21 protein-coding genes are annotated in these 20,761 nt (G+C 71.4%); 5 read left to right on the top strand and 16 right to left on the bottom strand.

Features of this window, described 5'->3' with window-relative positions:
• Positions 1 to 130 precede the first annotated feature (130 nt).
• Positions 131 to 547, bottom strand: a complete 417-nt coding sequence (locus ACFYNP_RS04540; protein ID WP_388782556.1) for a hypothetical protein — start codon at positions 545 to 547, stop codon at positions 131 to 133.
• Positions 548 to 1,009: 462 nt separating this feature from the next.
• Here ACFYNP_RS04540 and ACFYNP_RS04535 point away from each other — a divergent pair, with 462 nt between their 5' ends.
• On the top strand, positions 1,010 to 1,327 hold the full coding sequence (locus tag ACFYNP_RS04535) for a cupin domain-containing protein (protein WP_388782554.1): 318 nt from the start codon (positions 1,010 to 1,012) through the stop codon (positions 1,325 to 1,327).
• A gap of 372 nt (positions 1,328 to 1,699) precedes the next feature.
• On the opposite strand, the gene ACFYNP_RS04530 is transcribed toward ACFYNP_RS04535, so the two are convergent.
• The 9 genes from ACFYNP_RS04530 to ACFYNP_RS04490 all read right to left on the bottom strand — a co-directional run bounded on the left by ACFYNP_RS04530 (position 1,700) and on the right by ACFYNP_RS04490 (position 10,155).
• Entirely contained in the window at positions 1,700 to 2,449 is a 750-nt protein-coding gene (locus ACFYNP_RS04530; RefSeq protein WP_388403726.1) for a TetR/AcrR family transcriptional regulator, read from the bottom strand.
• Positions 2,450 to 2,641: 192 nt separating this feature from the next.
• Positions 2,642 to 3,172: an ABC transporter permease gene (locus tag ACFYNP_RS04525; protein WP_388782551.1), complete on the bottom strand. Its 531-nt coding sequence runs from the start codon at positions 3,170 to 3,172 to the stop codon at positions 2,642 to 2,644.
• A gap of 263 nt (positions 3,173 to 3,435) precedes the next feature.
• Positions 3,436 to 4,023 carry a hypothetical protein gene (locus ACFYNP_RS04520; protein WP_100575107.1) on the bottom strand — a complete coding sequence of 196 codons (588 nt, stop codon included), beginning with the start codon at positions 4,021 to 4,023 and terminating at the stop codon, positions 3,436 to 3,438.
• Positions 4,023 to 5,192 carry an ROK family glucokinase gene (locus tag ACFYNP_RS04515; protein ID WP_190027555.1) on the bottom strand — a complete coding sequence of 390 codons (1,170 nt, stop codon included), beginning with the start codon at positions 5,190 to 5,192 and terminating at the stop codon, positions 4,023 to 4,025. The genes ACFYNP_RS04520 and ACFYNP_RS04515 overlap by 1 nt, the downstream gene beginning before the upstream one ends.
• 75 nt (positions 5,193 to 5,267) lie before the next feature.
• Positions 5,268 to 6,122 carry an ATP-binding cassette domain-containing protein gene (locus ACFYNP_RS04510; RefSeq protein WP_388782548.1) on the bottom strand — a complete coding sequence of 285 codons (855 nt, stop codon included), beginning with the start codon at positions 6,120 to 6,122 and terminating at the stop codon, positions 5,268 to 5,270.
• On the bottom strand, positions 6,119 to 7,156 hold the full coding sequence (locus ACFYNP_RS04505; RefSeq protein ID WP_161250265.1) for an ABC transporter permease: 1,038 nt from the start codon (positions 7,154 to 7,156) through the stop codon (positions 6,119 to 6,121). Before ACFYNP_RS04505 ends, ACFYNP_RS04510 begins: the two co-directional genes overlap by 4 nt.
• The gene (locus ACFYNP_RS04500) at positions 7,153 to 8,166 is read right to left on the bottom strand and encodes a sugar ABC transporter substrate-binding protein (protein ID WP_388403714.1); all 1,014 of its coding nucleotides are present in this window, start codon (positions 8,164 to 8,166) and stop codon (positions 7,153 to 7,155) included. The genes ACFYNP_RS04505 and ACFYNP_RS04500 overlap by 4 nt, the downstream gene beginning before the upstream one ends.
• A 98-nt stretch (positions 8,167 to 8,264) precedes the next feature.
• A complete protein-coding gene (locus tag ACFYNP_RS04495) occupies positions 8,265 to 9,269 on the bottom strand; it encodes a substrate-binding domain-containing protein (RefSeq protein WP_388782545.1) in 1,005 nt (334 codons plus the stop codon).
• Positions 9,270 to 9,405: 136 nt separating this feature from the next.
• Positions 9,406 to 10,155 (bottom strand): GntR family transcriptional regulator, encoded by a 750-nt coding sequence (locus tag ACFYNP_RS04490; protein ID WP_388405171.1) that lies wholly within the window; start codon positions 10,153 to 10,155, stop codon positions 9,406 to 9,408.
• Between the two features lie 124 nt (positions 10,156 to 10,279).
• On the opposite strand from ACFYNP_RS04490, the gene ACFYNP_RS04485 reads away from it, so the two are divergent.
• Positions 10,280 to 11,296, top strand: a complete 1,017-nt coding sequence (locus ACFYNP_RS04485; RefSeq protein ID WP_388782543.1) for a Gfo/Idh/MocA family oxidoreductase — start codon at positions 10,280 to 10,282, stop codon at positions 11,294 to 11,296.
• Position 11,297: 1 nt separating this feature from the next.
• Here the strand turns inward: ACFYNP_RS04485 and ACFYNP_RS04480 are convergent, their stop codons facing one another.
• Positions 11,298 to 12,500: a cytochrome P450 gene (locus ACFYNP_RS04480; RefSeq protein WP_388782541.1), complete on the bottom strand. Its 1,203-nt coding sequence runs from the start codon at positions 12,498 to 12,500 to the stop codon at positions 11,298 to 11,300.
• A gap of 95 nt (positions 12,501 to 12,595) precedes the next feature.
• Between ACFYNP_RS04480 and ACFYNP_RS04475 the strand changes: the two genes are divergently transcribed.
• The gene (locus ACFYNP_RS04475) at positions 12,596 to 13,366 is read left to right on the top strand and encodes a hypothetical protein (protein WP_388403706.1); all 771 of its coding nucleotides are present in this window, start codon (positions 12,596 to 12,598) and stop codon (positions 13,364 to 13,366) included.
• 22 nt (positions 13,367 to 13,388) lie between these two features.
• Here ACFYNP_RS04475 and ACFYNP_RS04470 read toward each other — a convergent pair whose 3' ends face one another.
• From ACFYNP_RS04470 to ACFYNP_RS04460, 3 genes are read right to left on the bottom strand one after another with little or no spacing between them, the layout of a single operon-like run.
• Positions 13,389 to 14,579 (bottom strand): cytochrome P450, encoded by a 1,191-nt coding sequence (locus ACFYNP_RS04470; RefSeq protein WP_388782539.1) that lies wholly within the window; start codon positions 14,577 to 14,579, stop codon positions 13,389 to 13,391.
• 26 nt (positions 14,580 to 14,605) lie between these two features.
• Positions 14,606 to 15,289, bottom strand: a complete 684-nt coding sequence (locus tag ACFYNP_RS04465; protein ID WP_388782537.1) for a response regulator — start codon at positions 15,287 to 15,289, stop codon at positions 14,606 to 14,608.
• A complete protein-coding gene (locus tag ACFYNP_RS04460) occupies positions 15,286 to 16,509 on the bottom strand; it encodes a sensor histidine kinase (RefSeq protein WP_388403699.1) in 1,224 nt (407 codons plus the stop codon). Before ACFYNP_RS04460 ends, ACFYNP_RS04465 begins: the two co-directional genes overlap by 4 nt.
• Positions 16,510 to 16,655: 146 nt before the next feature.
• On the opposite strand from ACFYNP_RS04460, the gene ACFYNP_RS04455 reads away from it, so the two are divergent.
• Positions 16,656 to 16,862 (top strand): hypothetical protein, encoded by a 207-nt coding sequence (locus tag ACFYNP_RS04455; RefSeq protein WP_388782534.1) that lies wholly within the window; start codon positions 16,656 to 16,658, stop codon positions 16,860 to 16,862.
• A gap of 207 nt (positions 16,863 to 17,069) precedes the next feature.
• Here the strand turns inward: ACFYNP_RS04455 and alc are convergent, their stop codons facing one another.
• The gene (gene alc / locus ACFYNP_RS04450; protein ID WP_388782531.1) at positions 17,070 to 18,185 is read right to left on the bottom strand and encodes an allantoicase; all 1,116 of its coding nucleotides are present in this window, start codon (positions 18,183 to 18,185) and stop codon (positions 17,070 to 17,072) included.
• A 4-nt stretch (positions 18,186 to 18,189) separates the two neighbouring features.
• Positions 18,190 to 19,527 (bottom strand): allantoinase AllB, encoded by a 1,338-nt coding sequence (allB, locus tag ACFYNP_RS04445; RefSeq protein ID WP_388403690.1) that lies wholly within the window; start codon positions 19,525 to 19,527, stop codon positions 18,190 to 18,192.
• 330 nt (positions 19,528 to 19,857) lie between these two features.
• On the opposite strand from allB, the gene ACFYNP_RS04440 reads away from it, so the two are divergent.
• On the top strand, positions 19,858 to 20,661 hold the full coding sequence (locus tag ACFYNP_RS04440) for an IclR family transcriptional regulator (protein WP_100579996.1): 804 nt from the start codon (positions 19,858 to 19,860) through the stop codon (positions 20,659 to 20,661).
• The last annotated feature ends 100 nt before the right edge of the window (positions 20,662 to 20,761 follow it).

The raw sequence follows: 20,761 nt of genomic DNA, 5'->3' as shown, positions 1-20,761 counted from the left end.
GGGGGGCAGGGGGGCACGCACCCCAGGACCAGCACGCCCCTGCTCCCGTCCGCCCGTCCGCCCGTCCGCCCGCCGCCACGCTTCCAGTGCAGGTCCAGGCCGACCGAGTCACGGCGCTCGCGAGCACAGTTCAGTCGTGGACGCTTTTGCCGGGCTTGTGCAGCCGGTACCAGACGAGCCCGACGACCCCGATGCCCATGGCGAAGTAGAGCCAGCGCAGAACGGCCGTGCTGTGGAAGAACGTCGAAGGGCCCGAGACGCAGACCACGGCTGTGGCAGTGACCCACCATGCGGGCTCGCGGCGTCTGCGCATACCGCTGCGCGCGCGGGCCGCCGTCACGATCCACCAGGCGCCGAGGGCCAGAGCGAGCCCGGTGAAGGGGTCGGTCAGACCCGGTCCGAGATCGTCGCCGGGAGCTTGCAGGGCCACGGCGACACCGAAGAGAATCGCGCACACCGGCGGCGTCCACTCGGGCAGCGACGGCCGCGGCGCAGTGTCGTGCGCCGGGCGAACTGACGCGTGGGGCTCGGCTCCTGATGCGTTCATGCCCGGCATTGTGGCAGGCCCACTCCTGCGGCTCCGGGGCGGGGAGCCGCGCAGGGTGAGGCCGAGGGTACGGGGCCCGGTACCGCAAGGTGGCGAGCGACGCGTTGCCCACGCAAGGCGGGCCCTGCACCGCATCTCCCTTTCACCGCGGGCAATTGCGCCCTGGGGACGCGTGCGTGCCGTTCGCGACCTCGTCCTTATCGGTCAACGGCGTCGGGCCCACCGGATACGAAATCGTCGTCCACCTCACCCACGCGGACCTCGAACACCCCGAACGGCGCGGCCTGCTGAAGGAAATCACGCACCCCGTCGGAGACCGGGATCGGCACCTCCTCGCATGCTTTACCCAACGGTCGACCAGCAGCGCGCTGTCGCGTCGTAACGTCACTGCATCCCCTTGAACACGATCGCGGGTGTCTCCGGCGGCTCCTCCCGACGAGACGCCCCGCCAGGAGGCATGCCATGAACGTTGTGGACACACGAAGCACGGCCGCGGAACTGCCGGACGGGTGGAGCTCGCTCGTGCTCGGACAGGTCGGGAGCACCGAAGTGAAGGTGCTGCGGATGGACGGGCGCCCCTTGGAAGCAGAATCCCATGACGCCGCGGAAGTACTGCTGGTGACGGACGGTGTACTGCACCTGCTGGCCGCTGGCATCGAGGTCGACGTCTGCGCGGGTGAGCTGTACCTCGTCGAGGCGGGAGTCGAGCACGCCGTGCGCCCCGGCAGTCGAGGCACGCTCGTCATCGTCGAACACATTTCATCCGTCACAAGGACCTGACCTGGACGTACGCCCTCGACCCACTCCGCCTGGAGCGCGTCGACAGCGCCCTGGCGGACGAACGCGAGGCAGTGGGCCGTGCACTTGGACGACGAGGTCGTTCCGACGACGGCCGGGTTGGGAAAGAGGTGCCGGGACGGGCACGCTCATGAACAGGAGGTGCGGGCTCAAGGAATGGAATCCGCTGGCTTGGGGCGGTGAATGACGCCGCCGGAAGGAGTCCGTATCGGCCCCTCGCGCGAGGTCAGGCCGTCTTCTCCTCTGCCACACCGAATTTTTAACACGAAGGGGTTCCCTTGGCCCATGCCATCACCCCTATTACCGACCCGCGAACCCTTATCAGACCTTTTCCAATAGGTCCCCCATATTCGACTAGGGGCGGTCTCGAACAAGTGCCTCGACACCATCGAGAACCCGGCCGAGGGAAAACGCGAATTCGGTGTCCTGGTCATCGGCGGCGTCGAACACGCCGGCCTGGATGACCCGGTTGATGGCGGGGAAGTGCTCCTTGTCGGCCAGCCGCTCGATCAGCCGACGGTAGTCCATCATGATCTCGTCGCCCGAGGCGCCGGCCTTCGCGAAGGCCTCGTACGTACTGGCCAGCATCGCGTCGTTGCGCACGATCCCCGCCAGCAGCAGAATCGTCGACATCTTCTCCGCTTCGCGCAGCTTGGCGTCGACGAGAAACGAAAGCCCCTGCTCGACCCAGGCGACCTGGTTGGGCGTGGACGGCGGGCCACCGATGGGGACATGGACGACCCAGGCATGGCGCCGCAGCACGGCGAGGTACGACCAGCTCCAGTGTTCGAGGCCGGCCCGCCAGCCGTCGCACTCCTTCTCCGGTGCGACCGGAGGGCCGAATGCCTGGTCGACCATGAGGGGAAGCAATTCGTCCTTCGCCGACACATACCGGTAGAGCGACATGGTCGAGGATTTCAGTTCACCGGCGATACGGCTCATCGAAACAGCGCCGAGACCCGCTTCCTCGGCGATCTTCATGGCCGTTCCGACGATCCGCTCAAGACTCAGGACTCGTTTGGGCCCTTTGGTGACCGGCTCTCGCAGCCCCCAGGCCACTTCAATACTCGCCGGCAGGCCCACTCCGGTCTCCTTGTCCATCATCCCTGCTTTCTCTTCTTCAGGTTTTCCTCTGCGCCAGTCATGCCGTCCTCAACTTATCCCGAGCGAGCGGCCGGAGGGACACGGCTGTCGCAGTGGTCAACGACGACAGCACCGGTCGTCCGCGGCGGGGGCGCGGACGACCGGCGGACGATGGGGGCGCACTTGCCTCCAGCGCGCCGGGCAGGTCACGTGTTACGCGACCCGCTTCCGGAAGAGCACGTCGGCGAGCACGGTGGACACCACGAGGATGCCGGCGCACCAAGCCAGGGCCAGCCAGCCGCTGTTGCCGAGCGGCTCGTTGTTCAGCAGGGCCCGCAGGGACTCGATGACCGGGGTGACCGGCTGGTGTTCGGCCACCCCGCGCAGCCAGGACGGAAGGGTGGACACGGGCACGAAGGCGCTGCTGACGTACGGGACGAACATCATGATGAAGGAGAACCCGCCGGCGGCCTCGGCCGACTGGACCAGGAGTCCGAAGACGGAGGCGAGCCAGGAGACGGCCAGCATGAACATCAGCAGGACGCCCACCGCGCCCAGCCATCCCATGAGGCCGGCGCCGGAACGGAACCCGATGAGCAGGGCGACACCGAAGACGATCAGGGTCGAGACCACGTTGCGCGCCACGCTGGACACCACATGGCCGGCGATCACGGCCGTGCCGCCGACGTCCATCGACCGCAGCCGGTCGACGATGCCGCCGTTCATGTCCATGTTGACGTTCACGGCCGTGGCCGGGCAGGCGGCCGGTGCCGAATCCGGGGATCTCGAAGGGGCCGCGTGACCGTCGGCCCCGAAAGGGCCGCTCGACGCCCCACCGGCGCGGCCGGGACGTGACGGCACGTCAATTCCCTTGCCCAGAGGGGCACTTGCGGGTCTCGCCCGCGGCCTCAAGGAGTCGACGGCATCGCCGGCGTCCGAGGCGGGTGGCTCGACGGGCCCCGGGCCGGGCCGCGTACTCCGGCACAGCCCGTCAGTTCGTCAGCCCGTCAGGGAGTCGCCGTGGACACCACGTAGACGACCGGCCGGTCCGGATCGGTCTCGTCGACCGTGATGTTCCGGGTTGGCAGCGGGTCCTTCTGGGTGTGGGTGGTGCCCGCCCAGTCGTGGCCCGGGGCGAAGGGCCAGCCGACCCGCTTGGCGTCCGCCGCGGAGACCGTCACATCGCCGGGCTTGAGCGCGGCGGTGCTGGTGCCGCTCTCCTTCATGAACTCGGCCAGGCCCGCCGCGCTGGTGCGGAAGTTGACGAACAGCTTGCTGACGTTCCAGGTGTTCGACTCGAAGTAGTCGACACCGACGGCGTCCGCCGGGATCGGCACGTTGTAGATGCGGCGCTGCGTCTTGGAGGGCCAGTCGTGCCGGAGGCCGGTCGGCGAGGCCGTGGCCTCCTTGTCGCGGCCGCTGGTGCGGCTCTGCTCGGCGGAGATCGCCAGATAGCCGGCGGGTACGCCGATGAGCAGCACGATGATCACCGCGGTGATCCAGCGCCGCCGGACCATGTGCTGATGGCTCTCGGGCGGCCGCTCGTCCGGCGGCGGGGACTGGCGCGGCACCGCGGGGCGGTCGGACGGTGTCATCAGTCGGATCCCTGGGTGGTGCGGGTGGTGCCCGTCCCTCGGACGGCTTCTGCCGCCTTGGCGTAGCGCTCGTAGCGCTCGACCCGGCGGCGGTTGGCCCGGCGGAAGCGGCGGGCCACCAGACGGGCGAGGTCGGCGGCGCCGACCATACCCGCCTCGGGGCCGAGCTGGGCCTTGGCGATCCTCGCCTCGGGCCGGTAGCCGCGGCCGGTGAGGTGGCGCCGGAAGGCGTCCCGCGCGGGCCCGATCAACAGGTCGTCCGCGGCGCTGACGCCCCCGCCGATGACGAAGCAGGAGGGGTCGAGAGCGGCGGCCAGGTTGGCGATGCCGACGCCGAGCCACTGGCCGATGTCCTGGAGCAGCTCGACGCACATGGCGTCGCCCTCGCGGGCCAGCTCGGTGATGAGCGGCCCGGTGATCTCGGGGATGTTCCCGCCGACCCGCTCGATGATGTTGTACGCCACCGGGGAGTCGGCGGTCGCGAGTTCCCGGGCCTCGCGCACCAGGGCGTTCCCCGAGCTGTACTGCTCCCAGCAGCCCCGGTTTCCGCAGGCACAGCGGTGTCCGCCGGGCACGACCTGCATATGGCCGAACTCGCCGGCGACCCCGTACTTGCCCCGCTTGACCTGCCCGTCCTCCAGGATCGCGCCGCCGATGCCGGTGCCGAGCGTGATCATGACCAGGTGATCCTCGCCGCGGCCGGCGCCGAAGCGCCACTCGGCCCAGGCGGCGGTGTTGGCGTCGTTGTCGACCATCACCGGGACCGCGAGGCGGGCCTGGAGTGCGTCGCGCAGCGGCTCGTTGCGCCAGGCGAGGTGCGGGGCGAACAGGATGGTGGAGCGGTCGGCGTCGACCCAGCCGGCCGCGCCGATGCCCACGGCGTGCACGTCGTGCCGGTCGGAGAGGTCGAGCACCAGCTCGGTGATGGTGTCCTCGACGACCTTGGGGCTCTTGGACTTGTCCGGGGTCTCCGTGCGGAGCTTCTCCAGGATGTTCCCGTCCGCGTCGACGACCCCGGCCATCACCTTCGTACCGCCGATGTCGATGCCGACGGTCGGGACCCGGGGGGCCGTCAGGTGCGAGCGGCGTTCCCGGGTGCCTACGGTGCGCAGCACGGTGGCCCGGGCGGATCCCCGGTGGGCTAGGGCGAAGTCGCGGTACGTGGTCATCGGGGCCGATTCTGCCACCCCTGGGGGACCCGGACCCTGCGCGAGGGGCCGCCCCGGTGGCCCGGGGCGGCCGGCTCACTCCTTCTCGGCCGGGCCGCCCAGGTGGCCCGGGGCGGGTGCGCGCTGGAGCTCGTGGCTGAGCTCTTCGAGCTCGCTGCCGCCCGCCATCTGGCGGGTGAGCTCGTCCAGGGTGATCTCCGAGCGCAGGTGGCTGCCGGTCATCGTGCCGCGCTTGAGGAGCACGAAACGGTCGCCGACGAGGTACGCGTGGTGCGGGTTGTGCGTGATGAGAACCACGCCGAGTCCGGCGTCCCGGGCGGCCGCCACGTACTTCAGGACCACGCCCGACTGCTTCACGCCGAGGGCTGCGGTGGGCTCGTCGAGGACCAGGACCTTGGCGCCGAAGTAGACCGCGCGGGCGATCGCGACGCACTGCCGCTCGCCGCCGGACAGGGTGCCGATCGGCTGGTCCACGTCCCGCAGGTCGATGCCCATGCGCAGCAGCTCGGCGCGGGTGGTGGCGCGCATCCGCTCGACGTCGAGCCGCTTGAAGGGGCCCTTGCCCTTCGTGGGCTCGGAGCCGAGGAAGAAGTTGCGCCAGACCGGCATCAGCGGGACCACGGCCAGGTCCTGGTAGACGGTGGCGATGCCACGGTCCAGGGCCTCGCGCGGGTTGCTCAGGGAGACGTCCTCGCCCTCGATGCGGAAGGCTCCGGCGTCGTGCCGGTGCAGACCCGCGATGATCTTGATGAGGGTGGACTTGCCCGCGCCGTTGTCCCCCAGTACGCAGGTGATCTCCCCCGCGTGGACCTCCAGGGAGACGCCTTCGAGGGCGCGGATGTTGCCGTAGTACTTGCTGACGTCGTCGAGCTCGACGAGCGCGGTGCGCCCGTCGGTCGTGTCCGGCGTCGTCTGCGGGTTCGTCGTCATGCTGTCGCCTCCGCCCGCTTGCGCACCCATGCGTTGAGCAGGGTGGCGAGCAGGAGCATCGCTCCGAGGAAGAACTTGAACCAGTCCGGGTTCCACTCCGCGTACACGATGCCCTTGCTGGTCATGCCGAAGATGAACGCGCCGACCGCGGAGCCGATCGCCGAGCCGTAGCCGCCGGTGATCAGACAGCCGCCGATGACGGCCGCGATGATGTAGATCAGCTCGTTGCCGACGCCCTCGCCGGACTGCACCACGTCGAACGAGAACAGCAGGTGCTGGCCCGAGACCCAGGCGGCGAAGGCGACCCCCATGTAGAGGCCGATCTTCGTCTTGAAGACCGGTACGCCGACCGCACGGGCCGCGTCCGCCTCGCCGCCCACCGCGAAGATCCAGTTGCCGAAGCGGGTCCGCAGCAGGATCCAGGTGGCGATCGCGACCAGGGCGAACCACCACAGGATGGTGACCTTCAGATTGACCGAGCCGATGGTGAGCTGGGAGGCGAAGAGCTTCTTCGCCGACTCGAAGCCCTCCATGTCGGCGATGGACTTCGTCGAGACCGTGCCGCTGATCAGCTTGGTGAAGCCGAGGTTGAGGCCGGTCAGCATCAGGAACGTGCCGAGCGTGATGATGAAGCTGGGCAGTTTGGTGCGGGTCAGCATGAAGCCGTTGAACGCGCCGATGGCGACGGTGACGAGCAGCGAGACCAGCACGCCCACCCAGACGTTCGCCGTCATCTGGTAGCTGAACATCGACGAGACGAGCGCCGACGTCGTCACCAGGACACCGGCCGACAGGTCGAACTCGCCGCCGATCATCAGCAGCGCGACCGGCACCGCCATGATGCCGATCGTCGAGGCCGCGTACAGGACGGTCGAGAGGCTGGAGGGCTGGAGGAAGCTTCCGGCGACGACCGAGAAGAAGAGGAAGACGGCCCCGGCGCCGACCACCGAGCCGAGTTCGGGGCGGCCGAGGATCTTGCGCCAGACCGAGCGGCGCAGCAGGCGCTCGTCCCCGGCGGTGTCGGTCGCGGTCATCGGGTCCCCCGCTTCGTGTACGCCTCCAGCGCGGCGGCCTGGTCCTTGGTGATGATCTGCGGTCCGGTCAGCACCGGGCGTCCGCCGCCGAGCACATCGGCGTTGTACTTGTAGAGCCAGAGCAGGTCCACCGCCTCGTACCCCTGGAGGTAGGGCTGCTGGTCGACGGCGAAGCCGAGGGTGCCGGCCTTGAGGGACGTGGCGACCTTCTCGTTGAGGTCGAAGGTGTCGATCTCGGCGGAGCTGCCGGCCGACTGCTTGGCCTTGACGGCGGTGTCCGCGAAGGGCGCGCCCAGGGTCACGACCGCGTCGATGGACGGGTCCGCCTGGAGCTTGGCCTCGATGGAGGACTGCACGTCGGGCATGCTGGTGCCGGTGACGTAGAGGTTCTGCACCTCGCCCTTGAACGTCTGCTTGGTGCCGGCGCAGCGCTGTTCGTGGCCCACGTTGCCCTGCTCGTGCAGGACGCAGAGGGCCTTCTTCTTCCCGCGCTTGGTGAGCTCCTCGCCGACGGCCTCGCCCGCGATGGTCTCGTCCTGGCCGATGTGGGTGAGCGCCCCGAACTCCTTGGACTTCTCCGAGCCCGAGTTCACCGTGATCACCGGGATGCCGGCCTTCTCGGCCTTGGCCACGACGTCCTTGAGGGCGTCCGGCTTTGCGAGCGTGACGATCAGGCCGTCCACCTTCTGGTCGATGGCCGCCTGCACGAACTGGGCCTGCTGCTGGCCCTGGTCGCTGTGCGAGTAGAGGAAGTCGATGTTGTCCTTGACGGCCGCCTGCTTGGCGCCGTTCTGCACGATGTCCCAGAACGTGTCGCCGTCGCCCGAGTGGGTGACCATCGCGAACTTCCAGTGGGGCGTGTTCACCGCGGCCCTGCCCTGGGCCTGCGCGGACTTGCGCGCGTCCTCGGCGCGCTTGCCGCCGGTGCTGCTGCACCCCGCCAAGGAGGCTCCGAGCACCGCTGCCAGCACCGCGCCCATGACGCGTACCCCTGTCCGAACCCTTGCCACGACGCCGTGCCCTTCTTGCTGTACCACCGGGTGCCGCCGGGGCTGGTTCAGGCCTGCCCCGGCCGCCCAAGTATGGGTCACGCCGGGTCGGCGGGCGATCATCGGGTACCGCGGGCGGTGTACTTCTCCAGCGTCGGCACGTCCTTGCCGGTGACGATCGCGGGTCCGGTGAGGACCGGCCTGCCGCCGCCGATGACGTCGCCGTTGGTCTTGTTCAGCCACAACTCGTCGACGGCGAGGTAGCCCTGGAGGTAGGGCTGCTGGTCGACGGCGAAGCCGATCTGCTGCGCCTTGAACTGCTTGACCACGGCCGCGTTCAGGTCGAAGGTGTCGATCTCGGCCGAGCTGCCCGCGTCGCCCTTGGCCTGGACCGCGGCCGCCGCCATCGGCGCGCCGAGCGTGACGACCGCGTCGATGTCCTTGGCCGACTGGAGCTTCGCCTCGATGGAGGAGGTGGACGCGGGCGTGTTGGTGCCGTCCACGTTCAGGTTCTCGACGCTGCCCCGGAACGTCTTCTTCACACCCGCACAGCGTTGTTCCAGGGAGACGTTGCCCTGCTCGTGGAGCACGCAGAGGGCCTTCTTCTTCCCGCGCCTGGTGAGCTCGTCGCCGACCGCCTCACCGGCCACCTCCTCGTCCTGGCCGATGTGGCCGAGCGCGCCGACGGCCCGGGAATAGTCGGCCCCGGAGTTGATGGTGACGACGGGTATCCCAGCGGCGACGGCCTTCTTGACGACGTCCTTGACCGCCTCGGGCTTGGCGAGCGTGACGACGATCCCGTCCACCTTCTGGTCGATGGCGGCCTGCACCAGCTGCGCCTGCTGCTGGCCTTCCTTGTTCGCCGAGTACAGGAAGTCGACGTTGTCCTTGGCGGCGGCCTGTTGCGCGCCGCTCTGCACGATGTCCCAGAACGTGTCGCCCTCGCCGGAGTGGGTCACCATCGCGATCTTGAGGCGGGGGGTGGCCACCGCCTTTCCGCCGCTCGCCGGCGCGGAGCCCTTGTCCTCGGAGCTCTTGCCCCCCGAGCTGCTACAGCCGCCGACCGTGAGCGCCAGTGCGGCGACGACCACGGCCGCCGTGGTTGCCGTGCGGGGTGTGCGCATGGTTCCGCCTTCTGTCCCGGCCGCCCGGTTGCGGCACGTGAGTTCTAGCGGCGGGCCCGGGACACCGTCAATACTTTGTCCGAACATTCTGACCCGGTACGCGTTTCCGCGGCGGCAGGCCCCGAGCGGCGGGCCTTCAGGGGCGTACGAGCAGCTGGAACTCGAAGGAGTAGCGCGAGGCCCGGTAGAGGTGCGAGCCGAACTCCACGGCCCGGCCGGTGTCGTCGAAGGTGGTGCGCTGCATGGTGAGCAGCGGGGCGCCCGCCGCCTCGGTGAGCAGGTCGGCCTCCTGCGCGGTGGCCGCCCGCGCCCCCACCGTCTGGCGCGCGCTGTGCAGGGTGATGCCCGCGCCCCGCATCAGCCGGTAGAGCCCGGTGCCCTCCAGATACTCGGTGTCCAGCGGCAGCAGCCCGGCCGGCAGGTGGTTGCGCAGCCGGGCCATGGGCTCGCCGTGCGCGTACCGCAGCCGCTCCACCAGATGGACGTCGCTGCCCTCGGGCACCCCGAGCGCCGCCGCGACCTCGGCGGTGGCCGGCTCGAAGGTGTTGCGCAGGACGGTGGTGGCGGGCTGCTGTCCGGCCGCCTCCAGGTCGTCGAAGAGGCTGCTCAGCTCCAGCGGGCGCTTGACCTGGCTGTGCACGACCTGTGTCCCGACGCCCCGGCGGCGCACCAGCAGGCCCTTGTCGACCAGGGCCTGGATGGCCTGGCGGACGGTGGGCCGGGAGAGCCCGAGCCGATGGGCGAGGTCGATCTCGTTGCCGAGGAGGCTGCCGGGCGTGAGGGTGCCCCTCTCGATGGCCGCCTCCAGCTGCTGCGAGAGCTGGAAGTACAGCGGGACCGGGCTGGTGCGGTCCACGCTGAGCTGGAGCGGCTTCGGGAAGTCCATCGGTGGTCTGGGCTGCTTGGGCACGGGGCGAGCGTAATGCCCGGGGATGTTGACGGGAAGTCGTGAAGTTCGGTTGTCAGGACAAACTCTTGACAGGATCAGCTGTCACGGCCACGGTGTGGCCATGCGCATCGCACTGATCGGGACGGGACGGATCGGCGCCTTCCACGCCGGAGTACTGGCCCGCCACCCCGGGGTCGGACAGCTCGTGGTGGTGGACGCCGACGCGGCGCGGGCCGCCGAGGTCGCGGCGCTCACCGGCGCGACGGCCGCCGCCACCGTGCCGGAGGCACTCGCCGCAGCCGACGCGGTGGTGATCGCCTCGGCGACCGCCGCGCACGCCGGGCTCATCGCGGACGCCGCCGGCGCCGGGCTCCCCGCCTTCTGCGAGAAGCCCGTCGCCCTGGACGTGCCGGGCACCCTGGCGGCGCTCCGTGCGGTCGAGGCGGCCGGCACCGAGCTCCAGCTCGGCTTCATGCGCCGCTTCGACGCCGGCTACCGGCGCGCCCGGGACCTCGTGCGCTCGGGGCGGCTCGGCCGGCTGCACACCGTACGGGCCATCACCTCCGACCCCGCGCCGCCGCCCGCCGCCTATCTCCCGCTGTCCGGCGGCCTCTACCGCGACTGCCTGGTCCACGACTTCGACATCGTGCGCTGGGTGACCGGCCGCGAGGTCGTCGAGGTGTACGCGATGGGCTCGGACGCCGGGCCGGAGATGTTCCGCGCGGCGGGCGACATCGACACGGCGGCCGTCGTCCTCACCCTGGACGACGGTACGCTCGCGACCGCGACGGCGACCCGCTGCAACGGCGCGGGCTACGACGTACGGCTCGAACTGGCCGGAGAGCGGGACCAGTTCGCGGTCGGCCTAGACGACCGCACCCCGCTGACCTCGGCCGAACCGCACGGCCCGGCCCGGCCCGACAAGCCGTGGACCGGCTTCCTGGAGCGGTTCACCCCCGCGTACGAGGCCGAACTGGACACCTTCGTCCGGCTCGTACGGGGCGAGGCGGCGAACCCCTGCGACGGGCGGGACGCCCTGCACGCGCTGCGCATCGCGGAGGCGTGCGAGGTGTCACGCCGCGAGCGGCGGGTGGTGCCGGTGGCCGAGATCCCGGGCGCGGAGGCCTCCGCCGGGTGAACTACCAGCGCACCGGCAGCCGTTCGGGGCCGCGTATCAACATGCCGGTGCGCCACTGGAGCGCCGCCGGATGGATGTCGAGAGCGAGGTCCGGGCAGCGGTCGAGGAGGGTACGGACCGCGATCCGGGCCTCAAGACGGGCCAGCGGGGCGCCCAGGCAGTAGTGGATGCCGTGCCCGAAGGCCACGTGGCTCCGGGCCTCGCGCCGGATGTCGAAACGGTCCGGCTCCGGGTAGCGGGCCGGGTCGCGGTCGGCGTCGGCGAGCGCCACGAGCACCAGCTCACCGCCGCCGGGGACGAGGGTGCCGGCGATCTCGACGGGCTCCCGGGTGAACCGGTACGTCGAGGTCTCGACCGGGCCGTCGTAGCGCAGCATCTCCTCGACCGCGTTGTCGATGAGGCCGTCGAAGTCGGCCCGCAGCGCGGCCAGTTGGTCCGGATGGCTCAGCAGCGCGAGCATGCCGTTGGAGATGAGGTTGACGGTCGTCTCATGACCCGCGACGAGCAACAGCCATGCCATGCCGAGGAGTTCGTCCTGCGACAGATGGTCGCCGCCGTCCTGTTCGGCCGCGTGGATCAGCGCACTGATCAGGTCGTCGCCGGGGTGGGCACGCTTGTCGTCCAGGAGCCGCTTCAGATAGTCGTTGGTCGACTTGGAGGCGGCGAGCCGGTCTTCGAGCAGGGGCGCCGAGATGGAGACGTTGGACCAGTGCCGGAAGGCGTCCTGATCGAGCGCGGGCACACCGATGAGTTCGCAGATCACGGTGATCGGCAGCGGGAAGGAGAGCGCCTCGACGAGGTCGGCCCGGCGGTCCGGGGCGGCCAGCATCGCGTCCACGAACCCGTCGGTCATCTCCTGGACGCGCGGGGCGAGTTCCTCGACCCGGCGGGGGGTGAACGCACGGCTCACCAGTTTGCGCAGCCGGGTGTGGTCGGGGGCGTCGGAGCTCAGCATGGTGACGCCGGCCGAGACCGGTTTCACGCCGAGGCCGGGCGCGGCATTGCGCCATTGCTTGGAGAGCCGGTCGTCGGCGAGCGCGGCCCGGCCGGCCTCGTACCCGACCACGAGCCAGACCTCCGCCCCCTCGGGCATCCGGATCCGGTGCACCGGCCCCCGCGCCCGCAGGTCCGCGTACACCCGATAGGGGTCACGGGTGAATTCCTCGCCGAGCGCGGCGAGATCGACTATGACATCGCTGGTCAACGCGTGTCCCTTCACGAGGGTCGGGCGAATCCGGCGGACCCTGCGGCGCCCCGACTCTCCAGTAGCTTAGGGCCTGTCGGGGCGAGGGAGGCAAGGTGCTGAGGCGTTGGTGGTTCATGGAGCGGCTGCGTCCTGTCGTGCCCGAGCGGCGGGCCGGGGACCTGTCGAAGGAACAGCAGCAGCTGGTCCTCGACGAGTGGGCGGCGGCACGTGAGCGGCTCGACCGACTGGTGTCCGCGCGCGTGACGGCCGTCGGCGACGCGCTGCGCGCCACCGAACTCCCGTCCAGCGCAGGACTGTTGGCGCCCACGACCGCCGATCCGCGCGCGCAGGACGACTGCGCCTGGGCCTTCGACGCCTTCCAGGCGGCGGGCAAGCTGCTCGACGAGGCGGCCGATCTGCCCGACCTCGCGGCCGCCGCGGTGCTCGCCGACCGCGCGCTCGAACGGTTCGCGGCGGTCCATGCCCGGGCCGCCGGGCAACCCGTCCCGAAGGCCGCCGAGCGCTGCTTCTACAACCCGCTGCACATGGCGGCCGGCCGGACCCGCGACCCCGTCCGCCAGCAGCACCGCCGACGCGCCAGGCGGCGTACCGGGCCGCGCGAGGCGGCGGCCGACCGGCGCCCCGCCTGCCCCTCCTGCCGCAAGGCGATCCTGGCCGGGCAGGCGCCGGACGTGCTGCCCGCGCTGGTCCCGGTGAGGCTGTCGCGGCTGCGCACGGCGCGCGTGCTGGTGCCGTACTACTCGGTGCCCCAGCAGTGGTCGCTGTGGTCGGTCTGCGCCTGCGGGGCGTACGGGGACGAGTGGCCCTCGCTCGTACTGCGCGGTGAGCACCGCAAGCGGGCGGCGGCCGCGCGCCGGGCCTAGGGCCTGCCCGGCCCCGCTCCCCTCACCAGCGCACCGGCAGATGGCGTACGCCTCTGATGAGCATGCCCGGGAGCCACTGCAACTCGTCCGTCCTGACGTCGAGTTGGAGGTCCGGGGCACGCTCCAGGAGGGTGCGGACGGCGATGCGGCCCTCCATCCGGGCGAGCGGGGCGCCCAGGCAGAAGTGGATGCCGTGGCCGAAGGCGAGGTGGCCCTGCGGGGCGCGGCGGATGTCGAAGCGGTCCGGCTCCTGGTGGCGCTCCGGGTCGCGGCCGGCCGAGGCCAGGGCGACCAGGACGACCGCGCCGGCCGGAATGAGCGCGTCGCCGATCCGGACGTCCTCGCGGGCGAAGCGGTACGTGGAGGTCTCGACCGGGCCGTCGTAGCGCAGCATCTCCTCCACCGCGCCGTCGATCAAGCCGCCGAAGTCGCCGCGCAGTGCGGCCAGTTGGTCCGGATGGCTCAGCAGCGCGCGGACCCCGTTGGAGATGAGGTTGACGGTCGTCTCGTGGCCCGCGACGAGCAACAGGAAGGCCATGCCGATGAGTTCGTCCTGGGACAGCTGATCACCGTCCTCGTGCCGGGTGCGGATCAGGGCGCCCAAGAGGTCGTCGGCGGGGCCGGAGCGGCGCTTGTCCTCGATCAGCTCGGCCAGGTACACGCCGATCCTGCCGACCGCCTCGGGGCCCTCGTCGCCGTCGCGCGGCGCCACGGCCTGGTTGGACAGCACGCGGAAGGCCTCGCGGTCGAGGTCGGGCACGCCGATGAGCTCGCTGATGACGGTCATGGGAAGCGGGAAGGCGAGCGAGTCGACCAGGTCGGCGGCGCGTCCGGGGGCCGCCAGCATGGTGTCGAGGAGGCCGTCGGTGATCTCCTGGACGCGCGGGCGGAGCGCCTCGATGCGGCGCGGGGTGAACTCCCGCGCGACCAGCTTGCGCAGCCGGGTGTGCTGCGGCGGATCGGTCTCCAGCATGTTGGAGCTGGCGGGCAGCTCTTCGTAGCCCGTCTCGGCCAGCGGCGGCCGCCAGTCCTTGGCGAGGCGGGGGTCGGCGAGCGCGGCGCGCGCCGCCTCGTGGCCGACGATCAGCCAGACCTCGTCACCCGTCGGCGTACGGACCTGATGAGCGGGGCCGGCGGCGCGCAGCTTGGCGTACTCCGCATAGGGATCGGCGTTGAATTCCTCGGCGTGCTCGCTCAGATCGACCACCGTCATGGTCCCGCCCTCCGCTCGGTTGCCGTTCAGCCTACGTCGCCGTCCGGTTCGTCGAGCAGCCCGGCGTCGTGCACCAACAGGGCGATCTGTACTCGGTTGTTGAGGCCGAGCTTGGCCAGGACGCGCGAGACGTGGGTCTTCACGGTGGGCACGCTCAGATAGAGGCGTGCGGAGATCTCGGCGTTGGAGTGGCCGCGCCCGACGGCGACGGCGACCGCGCGTTCGCGGTCGGCGAGCAGCGCGATCCGCTCGCGGGCGCGGGCCGCCCGGTCGCCGGGCGCGGCCGTGCCGCCGGACACCTGGGTCATCAACTGCCGCAGGACGGCCGGGGAGAGGACCGGGTCGCCGTGCGCGACGCGGCGTACGGCGGCGACGATGTCGGCGGGCGGGGTGTCCTTGAGGACGAATCCGGCGGCTCCGGCGCGCAGCGCGCGCAGCACCTGTTCGTCGGCGTGGAAGGTGGTCAGGACGATCACCTCGGGTGCGTCGGGCCGGGCGCGCAGCGTCTCGGTGGCGGTGAGGCCGTCGACGCGCGGCATGCGGATGTCCATGAGCACGACGTCCGGGCGCAGTTCCAGGGCGAGTCGGTCGACGCCGTGGCCGTCGGCCGCCTCGCCGACGATCTCGATGTCCTCGGCGCCGCCGAGCATGAAGGTGAGTCCCGCGCGGACCAGGGGGTCGTCGTCGACGACGAGCAGGCGGATGGTCATGAGGGCCACGGTAGCCAGGCCACCACCGCGAAAGAGCCGTCGGAGCCGCGCCCGTGGTGGAGCCGGCCGCCGGCCAGGGTGGCGCGTTCGGTGAGCCCGATGAGCCCCTGGCCGGAGCCGGGGACCTCCGGGACCGGGCCCGGGGGCGGGGGGTTGCGGACCTCGACGGTGAGTCCCTCGCCGGGACGGCCGGCGACGGTGACGGTGACCTCGGCGCCGGGCGCGTGTTTGCGCGCGTTGGTGAGGGCCTCCTGCGCGATGCGGTAGGCGTTGCGGCCGGTGGCGGTGGGCACTCCGGTCGCGTCCGGGATCCGGCTGTCCAGGGCGACCTTCATCCCGGCCTCGCGGGATTCGGCGACGAGTGCGTCGAGGGTGGCGAGGGTGGGCTGGGGCCGGTCGTCGGCGCCCTCGCCGGGGCTGCGCAGCACGCCGATGATCTGCCGCAGGTCCTGGAGCGCCTCGTGCGCGCTGTCCCGGATGACGCCGGCCGCGCGGGCGACCTGGGCGGGCGGCGCGTCGGGCCGGAATTCGAGGGCGCCGGCGTGCACCGAGAGCAGCGTGAGCCGGTGGGCGAGCACGTCGTGCATCTCGCGGGCGATGGCCTCACGGGCGAGCCGCTGCGCGTTCTCGGCCCGCAGCGCCGCCTCGGCCTCGGCGCGGGCGGCCCGTTCGCGCAGCGCGACGACGAGCTGGCGCCGGGAGCGTACGAGCATGCCCCAGCCGGTGGCGAGCAGGATCAGCACGGTGCCCACGACGGCGTTGGTGAGCAGGCTGGTGGTCGGGTCGGGGCGCAGGACGGGCTGGAAGACCGAGCTGACCACGGCGGCGGCGCCCACCGCGAGCACGACCGGCTTGAACGGCCGGTGCACGGCGAGGCTGAACAGGGCGACCAGGAACGCCCCCGAGGCGACCGGCGCCACCAGCGACACGGCGGCGAGCGCGAGGGCGAGCCCGGCGGGCCGGCGCCGGCGCAGCCACACCGCGCAGCAGGCCGCGGCGCCCACCAGTTGGTCGAGGACCATGACGGTGTCGGAGTAACCGGGGGTCCTGCCGAGCTGGTCGGCCGTGATCATGCCGATCAGGGCGGCCGCGAGGAAGGCACAGATGTCGACGGCCCAGTCCCGTACGGTGCGCCGGGGCCGGGCCCGGTCGCCGGGCAGCTCGGGGTCGGCCACCGCCGAGGGCAGCAGCCAGCGGAACTCGGGTCCGGCTCGTGTCATGTCGACAAAGTTACGCAGCCGGGCGGCCCGGTGGCGCTCCGCGGGGGCGGGTCGCTACCAAAGTCGCGGGGCCGGAGACTTTGGACGCGGACGCGGTGTGCCGAAGGCCGACGCGCCGGCGCGGCCGGTTCGCGCAGGCTCGGGACATGAGGAAATTCCTGGAGGTCGCCGGATTCCTGCTCCTCGTCCAGGGCATCGGCGGTCTGGTGCACGAGTGGACCGGGTGGTTCGGCCTGTGGACGGTGGTGCACCGGCTCGGCGTGCTGGAGGGGCACGAGGTGTTCGCGAGCATCGTGCTCGCGGTGGCGGGTGGGGCGGTGCTCATCGCGTCGGACCGCGTGGTGAAGAAGTAGTGCCCAGCGGATCCCCGGTCCCGGCGGCACGCTGTACGGCACGACAGGGGGTGGAAAACGGGCCGGGAAAAGAACGACGCGGGACACCCCGGTGCTGTCGGGTCGGGGTGTCCCGCGTCGGCGGGCGGGTGTCGTGCCGCCCTGTTCGGGGGAACCGGGCCGGAGCCCGGTTCGGGGGATCGCGAGGGGCCGCCCCGCGATCCGGACTCAGCCGCCGAGTTCCTGGTGGCGGGCGATCAGGCGGGACGCGCCCTCGGGCGTCAGGGAGCCGAAGAGGCGCAGGCGGGAGATGCCGCCGTCGGGGAAGATGTCGATCCGGACGTGCGTGCCGACGGCCGGCGCGTCCAGCAGGAAGCGGTGGTTCGTGTCGGGCTGCAACCGCGTGCGGGGCAGCACCTCCGCCCACTCCCCCGACTCCCCGTCACGGATCGAAAGCGCGGCCCAGCCGGCCGAGTTGCCCTTCAGGTACGCCGTGTCGATCTCGACCGCGCGCACCTCGGACTGCGCCGCGAGCCGGTAGCGGATCCAGTCGTTGCCCTTGTCGCGGCGGCGGCGGGTCTCCCAGCCGTCGTCCATCTTGCGGGAGCGGCCCGGCTGGATGGTGTTGGTGGCGGGCGAGTAGAAGCGGTCGGACGCGTCCTCGACCTGGCCGCCGTTCTCCAGCGCCGCGAGGTCGAGCGTGCCGAGCGCGGCCACCCAGCGCGGGTCGGGCGCGACCTCGCCGTAGACGCGCAGCCGGGCCACGCCGCCGTCGGGGTGCTGGTTGAGCCGCAGGTGGGTGAAGCGCTGCTCCACGTCCACCGCGAAGCCGTTGGCCGCGTGGCCGCCAACCGCCGTACGGGGTACGAGAGTTGTCCACTTCGCGTCCGGGGCGAGCAGTTCCTCCGGCGCCGGGGAGCCGGGCACCGAGGCGGCCTCGACGGAGACGGCCTGCGGGTAGTTGCCGCGGAAGTGTGCGGTGTCGACGACGATGCCGCGCACCACGCCGGGGGCGCCCAGGCGGATGAGCGCCCAGTCGTGGTCCTCGTCGGTGGGGTGCGGCTGGTCGGCCGAGACGCCGCGGCGGCGCCGGGTCTCCCAGCCGTCCATGATCTTGCCCTTGTGCCCGAAGTGCTCGGGGTCGAACTCGGCGGCCTCGGGCTTGAGCAGGTTCTCGCGCTCGGCGAAGAACTCGTCGTTCGCGGCGATCACACCCGCGCCGAGGCGCCGGTCGGCGAGGTCGACGTACTGGGTGAAGGAGAAGTCCGCGCTGCGGTAGTCCGCGTACGGGTCGCCGCCGCCGTAGGGGCTGGCGTCACCGGTGAAGGAGGGAAGGGTGCTCACGGTGTCAGTTGTTCCTTTCGAGCAGGCGGCCGGTGGGCTCGGCGATGACGCCGTGGTGCTGGATGCGCTCACCGCGCAGCCACGTGGACTTGACGACGCCGTGCAGCGTCTTGCCCGCATAGGCGGTGACGCGGTTGCGGTGCTGGAGTTCGGCCGGGTCCACGGTGAAGGTCTCGTCCGGGGCGAGCACCGCGAAGTCGGCGTCGCGGCCGGCCTCGATGGCGCCCTTCTGGGTCAGCCCGACGAGGTCCGCGGTCGCCGTCGACATCCAGCGGACCACGTCCTCCAGGGTGTACCCGCGCTTGCGGGCCTCGGTCCAGATCGCGGGGAGGCTGAGCTGAAGGCCCGAGATGCCGCCCCACGCGGTGGCGAAGTCGTCGGTCTTGAGGTCGGCGGTGGACGGCGAGTGGTCGGTGACGATGCAGTCGATGGTGCCGTCGGCCAGCGCGTCCCACAGCAGGTCGCGGTTGGCGTCCTCGCGGATCGGCGGGCAGCACTTGAACTCGCTCGCCCCGTCCGGGACTTCCTCGGCGGTCAGGGTGAGGTAGTGCGGGCAGGTCTCGACGGTGAGCTTGACGCCCTCGCGCTTGGCGGCGGCGATCAGCGGCAGCGCGTCCGAGGACGACAGGTGCAGCACGTGCACCCGGGCGCCGATCCGCCGGGCCGCGTCGATCAGGCCCTCGATCGCGGTGTTCTCCGAGACGCGCGGCCGGGTCGCCAGGTAGTCGGCGTACTTGGGGCCGGTCAGGTGCGGGGCGGCGTCGAGCTCGTGCGGGTCCTCGGCGTGGATGATCATCAGGCCGTCGAACCCGGCGATCTCGGCGAGCGACTGCGCGAGCTGCTCCTGGTCCAGCTCCGGGAACTCCTCGACGCCGGACGGCGAGAGGAACGCCTTGAAGCCGAAGACGCCGGCCTCGTGCAGGGGCTTGAGGTCCTTGACGTTGTCGGGCAGCGCGCCGCCCCAGAACCCGGTGTCGATGTGCGCCTTGCTCGCCGCGACCTCCTGCTTGACCCGCAGGTTCTCGACCGTGGTGGTCGGCGGCAGCGAGTTGAGCGGCATGTCGACGATGGTCGTGATGCCGCCGGCGGCCGCCGCGCGGGTGGCCGTCCAGAAGCCCTCCCACTCGGTGCGGCCGGGGTCGTTCACATGGACGTGGGTGTCGACGATGCCGGGCAGCAGCACGTCGTCACCGAAGTCCTCCAGGCGCGCGCCGGCCGGGACCTCGGCCTCGTACGGCAGTACGTCCGCGATCTTCCCGTCGGCGACGGCGACCGTCGCCGGGCGCGTCCCCTCGGGGGTGATGACGCGCGTCGAGCGCAGTACCAGGTTGACGTCGGACACCCGAGCCCTCACTTCCCAGCGGAGTCTTTCCGTGCACCGGAACTTTTCCGTACACCGGAATTCAACGATCTGTTGAAGGAGTTTGCGCGCTGGCCGAGGAAGCCGTCAAGGGTGGCCGGGGCGTGACGGCCGACACGGGCGCGAGTCTTGGAGGTTTCCACAGAATGGAATTAGAATTTCGCCAAGCAGAATGTAGCTATCACCACGGGGCGCTGCCGACGAACGGACAAACCGCCTCTGACCGGCCGGGACACCTGACCTGTCCAGGGTAGGACGGACAACCGCCCGATAGGCTGCTCCTTCGCCTGCCAGTACCGAAAGGAACGCGCCGTGCCGACGTCAAGCGCCAGCACCACCGACGCCTCCAAGCCCTCCGCCGCCAGCGGAGGAGTCCAGTCTCTTGAGCGCGCCTTCGATCTCCTTGAGCGGATGGCCGACGCCGGGGGCGAGGTCGGCCTCAGCGAGCTCTCCGCGAGCAGCGGCCTGCCCCTTCCGACCATCCACCGGCTGATGCGCACCCTCGTGGCCTGCGGTTACGTACGTCAGCAGGCGAACCGGCGCTATGCGCTCGGCCCGCGCCTGATCCGGCTCGGCGAATCGGCGTCCCGGCTGCTCGGCACCTGGGCGCGGCCGTATCTGACCCGGCTCGTCGAGGAGACCGGCGAGACCGCGAACATGGCGCTGCTCGACGGCGACGAGATCGTGTACGTGGCGCAGGTGCCGTCCAAGCACTCCATGCGGATGTTCACCGAGGTCGGCCGGCGGGTCCTGCCGCACTCCACGGGCGTGGGCAAGGCGCTGCTCGCGCACACCCCGCCGGAGGAGGTGCGCGCGCTGCTCGCCCGTACCGGCATGCCGGCCGCGACGGAGAAGACGATCACCACGGCGGACGGTTTCCTCGACGCGCTGGAGCAGGTGCGGCGCGCCGGGTACGCGGTCGATGACAACGAGCAGGAAATAGGAGTGCGCTGCCTCGCGGTGTCGGTGCCCAACTCCCCCACCGCCGCGGCCATTTCGATCTCGGGGCCGGCCGGCCGGGTCACCGAGGCGGCCACCGACCGAATCGTCCCGATCCTCCAGGGCATCGCCCAGGAACTCTCGACGGCGCTGGCCAATACGGGCGCCCAGACCTGAGCCGGACCCGGTACCGGCACCGAAGGCGCGAGGACCCCGGCGGTGCGGCACACCGCCGGGGTCCCGCGCGTCCGGGACCGGGGTCCGGGGGCTGAGCCGA

The organism is Streptomyces sp. NPDC006691 (assembly GCF_042869955.1).
Classification (GTDB): Bacteria; Actinomycetota; Actinomycetes; order Streptomycetales; family Streptomycetaceae; genus Streptomyces.
The sequence above is the reverse complement of the archived record's forward strand: the minus strand, read 5'-3'. Positions and strand labels throughout refer to the sequence as shown.

Coding starts and splice junctions, on each gene's coding strand:
- ACFYNP_RS04540 (WP_388782556.1), bottom strand. CDS start 547: ATGAACGCATCAGGAGCCGAGCCCCACGCGTCAGTTCGCCCGGCGCAC.
- ACFYNP_RS04535 (WP_388782554.1), top strand. CDS start 1,010: ATGAACGTTGTGGACACACGAAGCACGGCCGCGGAACTGCCGGACGGG.
- ACFYNP_RS04530 (WP_388403726.1), bottom strand. CDS start 2,449: ATGATGGACAAGGAGACCGGAGTGGGCCTGCCGGCGAGTATTGAAGTG.
- ACFYNP_RS04520 (WP_100575107.1), bottom strand. CDS start 4,023: ATGACACCGTCCGACCGCCCCGCGGTGCCGCGCCAGTCCCCGCCGCCG.
- ACFYNP_RS04515 (WP_190027555.1), bottom strand. CDS start 5,192: ATGACCACGTACCGCGACTTCGCCCTAGCCCACCGGGGATCCGCCCGG.
- ACFYNP_RS04510 (WP_388782548.1), bottom strand. CDS start 6,122: ATGACGACGAACCCGCAGACGACGCCGGACACGACCGACGGGCGCACC.
- ACFYNP_RS04505 (WP_161250265.1), bottom strand. CDS start 7,156: ATGACCGCGACCGACACCGCCGGGGACGAGCGCCTGCTGCGCCGCTCG.
- ACFYNP_RS04495 (WP_388782545.1), bottom strand. CDS start 9,269: ATGCGCACACCCCGCACGGCAACCACGGCGGCCGTGGTCGTCGCCGCA.
- ACFYNP_RS04490 (WP_388405171.1), bottom strand. CDS start 10,155: ATGGACTTCCCGAAGCCGCTCCAGCTCAGCGTGGACCGCACCAGCCCG.
- ACFYNP_RS04485 (WP_388782543.1), top strand. CDS start 10,280: ATGCGCATCGCACTGATCGGGACGGGACGGATCGGCGCCTTCCACGCC.
- ACFYNP_RS04470 (WP_388782539.1), bottom strand. CDS start 14,579: ATGACGGTGGTCGATCTGAGCGAGCACGCCGAGGAATTCAACGCCGAT.
- ACFYNP_RS04465 (WP_388782537.1), bottom strand. CDS start 15,289: ATGACCATCCGCCTGCTCGTCGTCGACGACGACCCCCTGGTCCGCGCG.
- ACFYNP_RS04460 (WP_388403699.1), bottom strand. CDS start 16,509: ATGACACGAGCCGGACCCGAGTTCCGCTGGCTGCTGCCCTCGGCGGTG.
- ACFYNP_RS04455 (WP_388782534.1), top strand. CDS start 16,656: ATGAGGAAATTCCTGGAGGTCGCCGGATTCCTGCTCCTCGTCCAGGGC.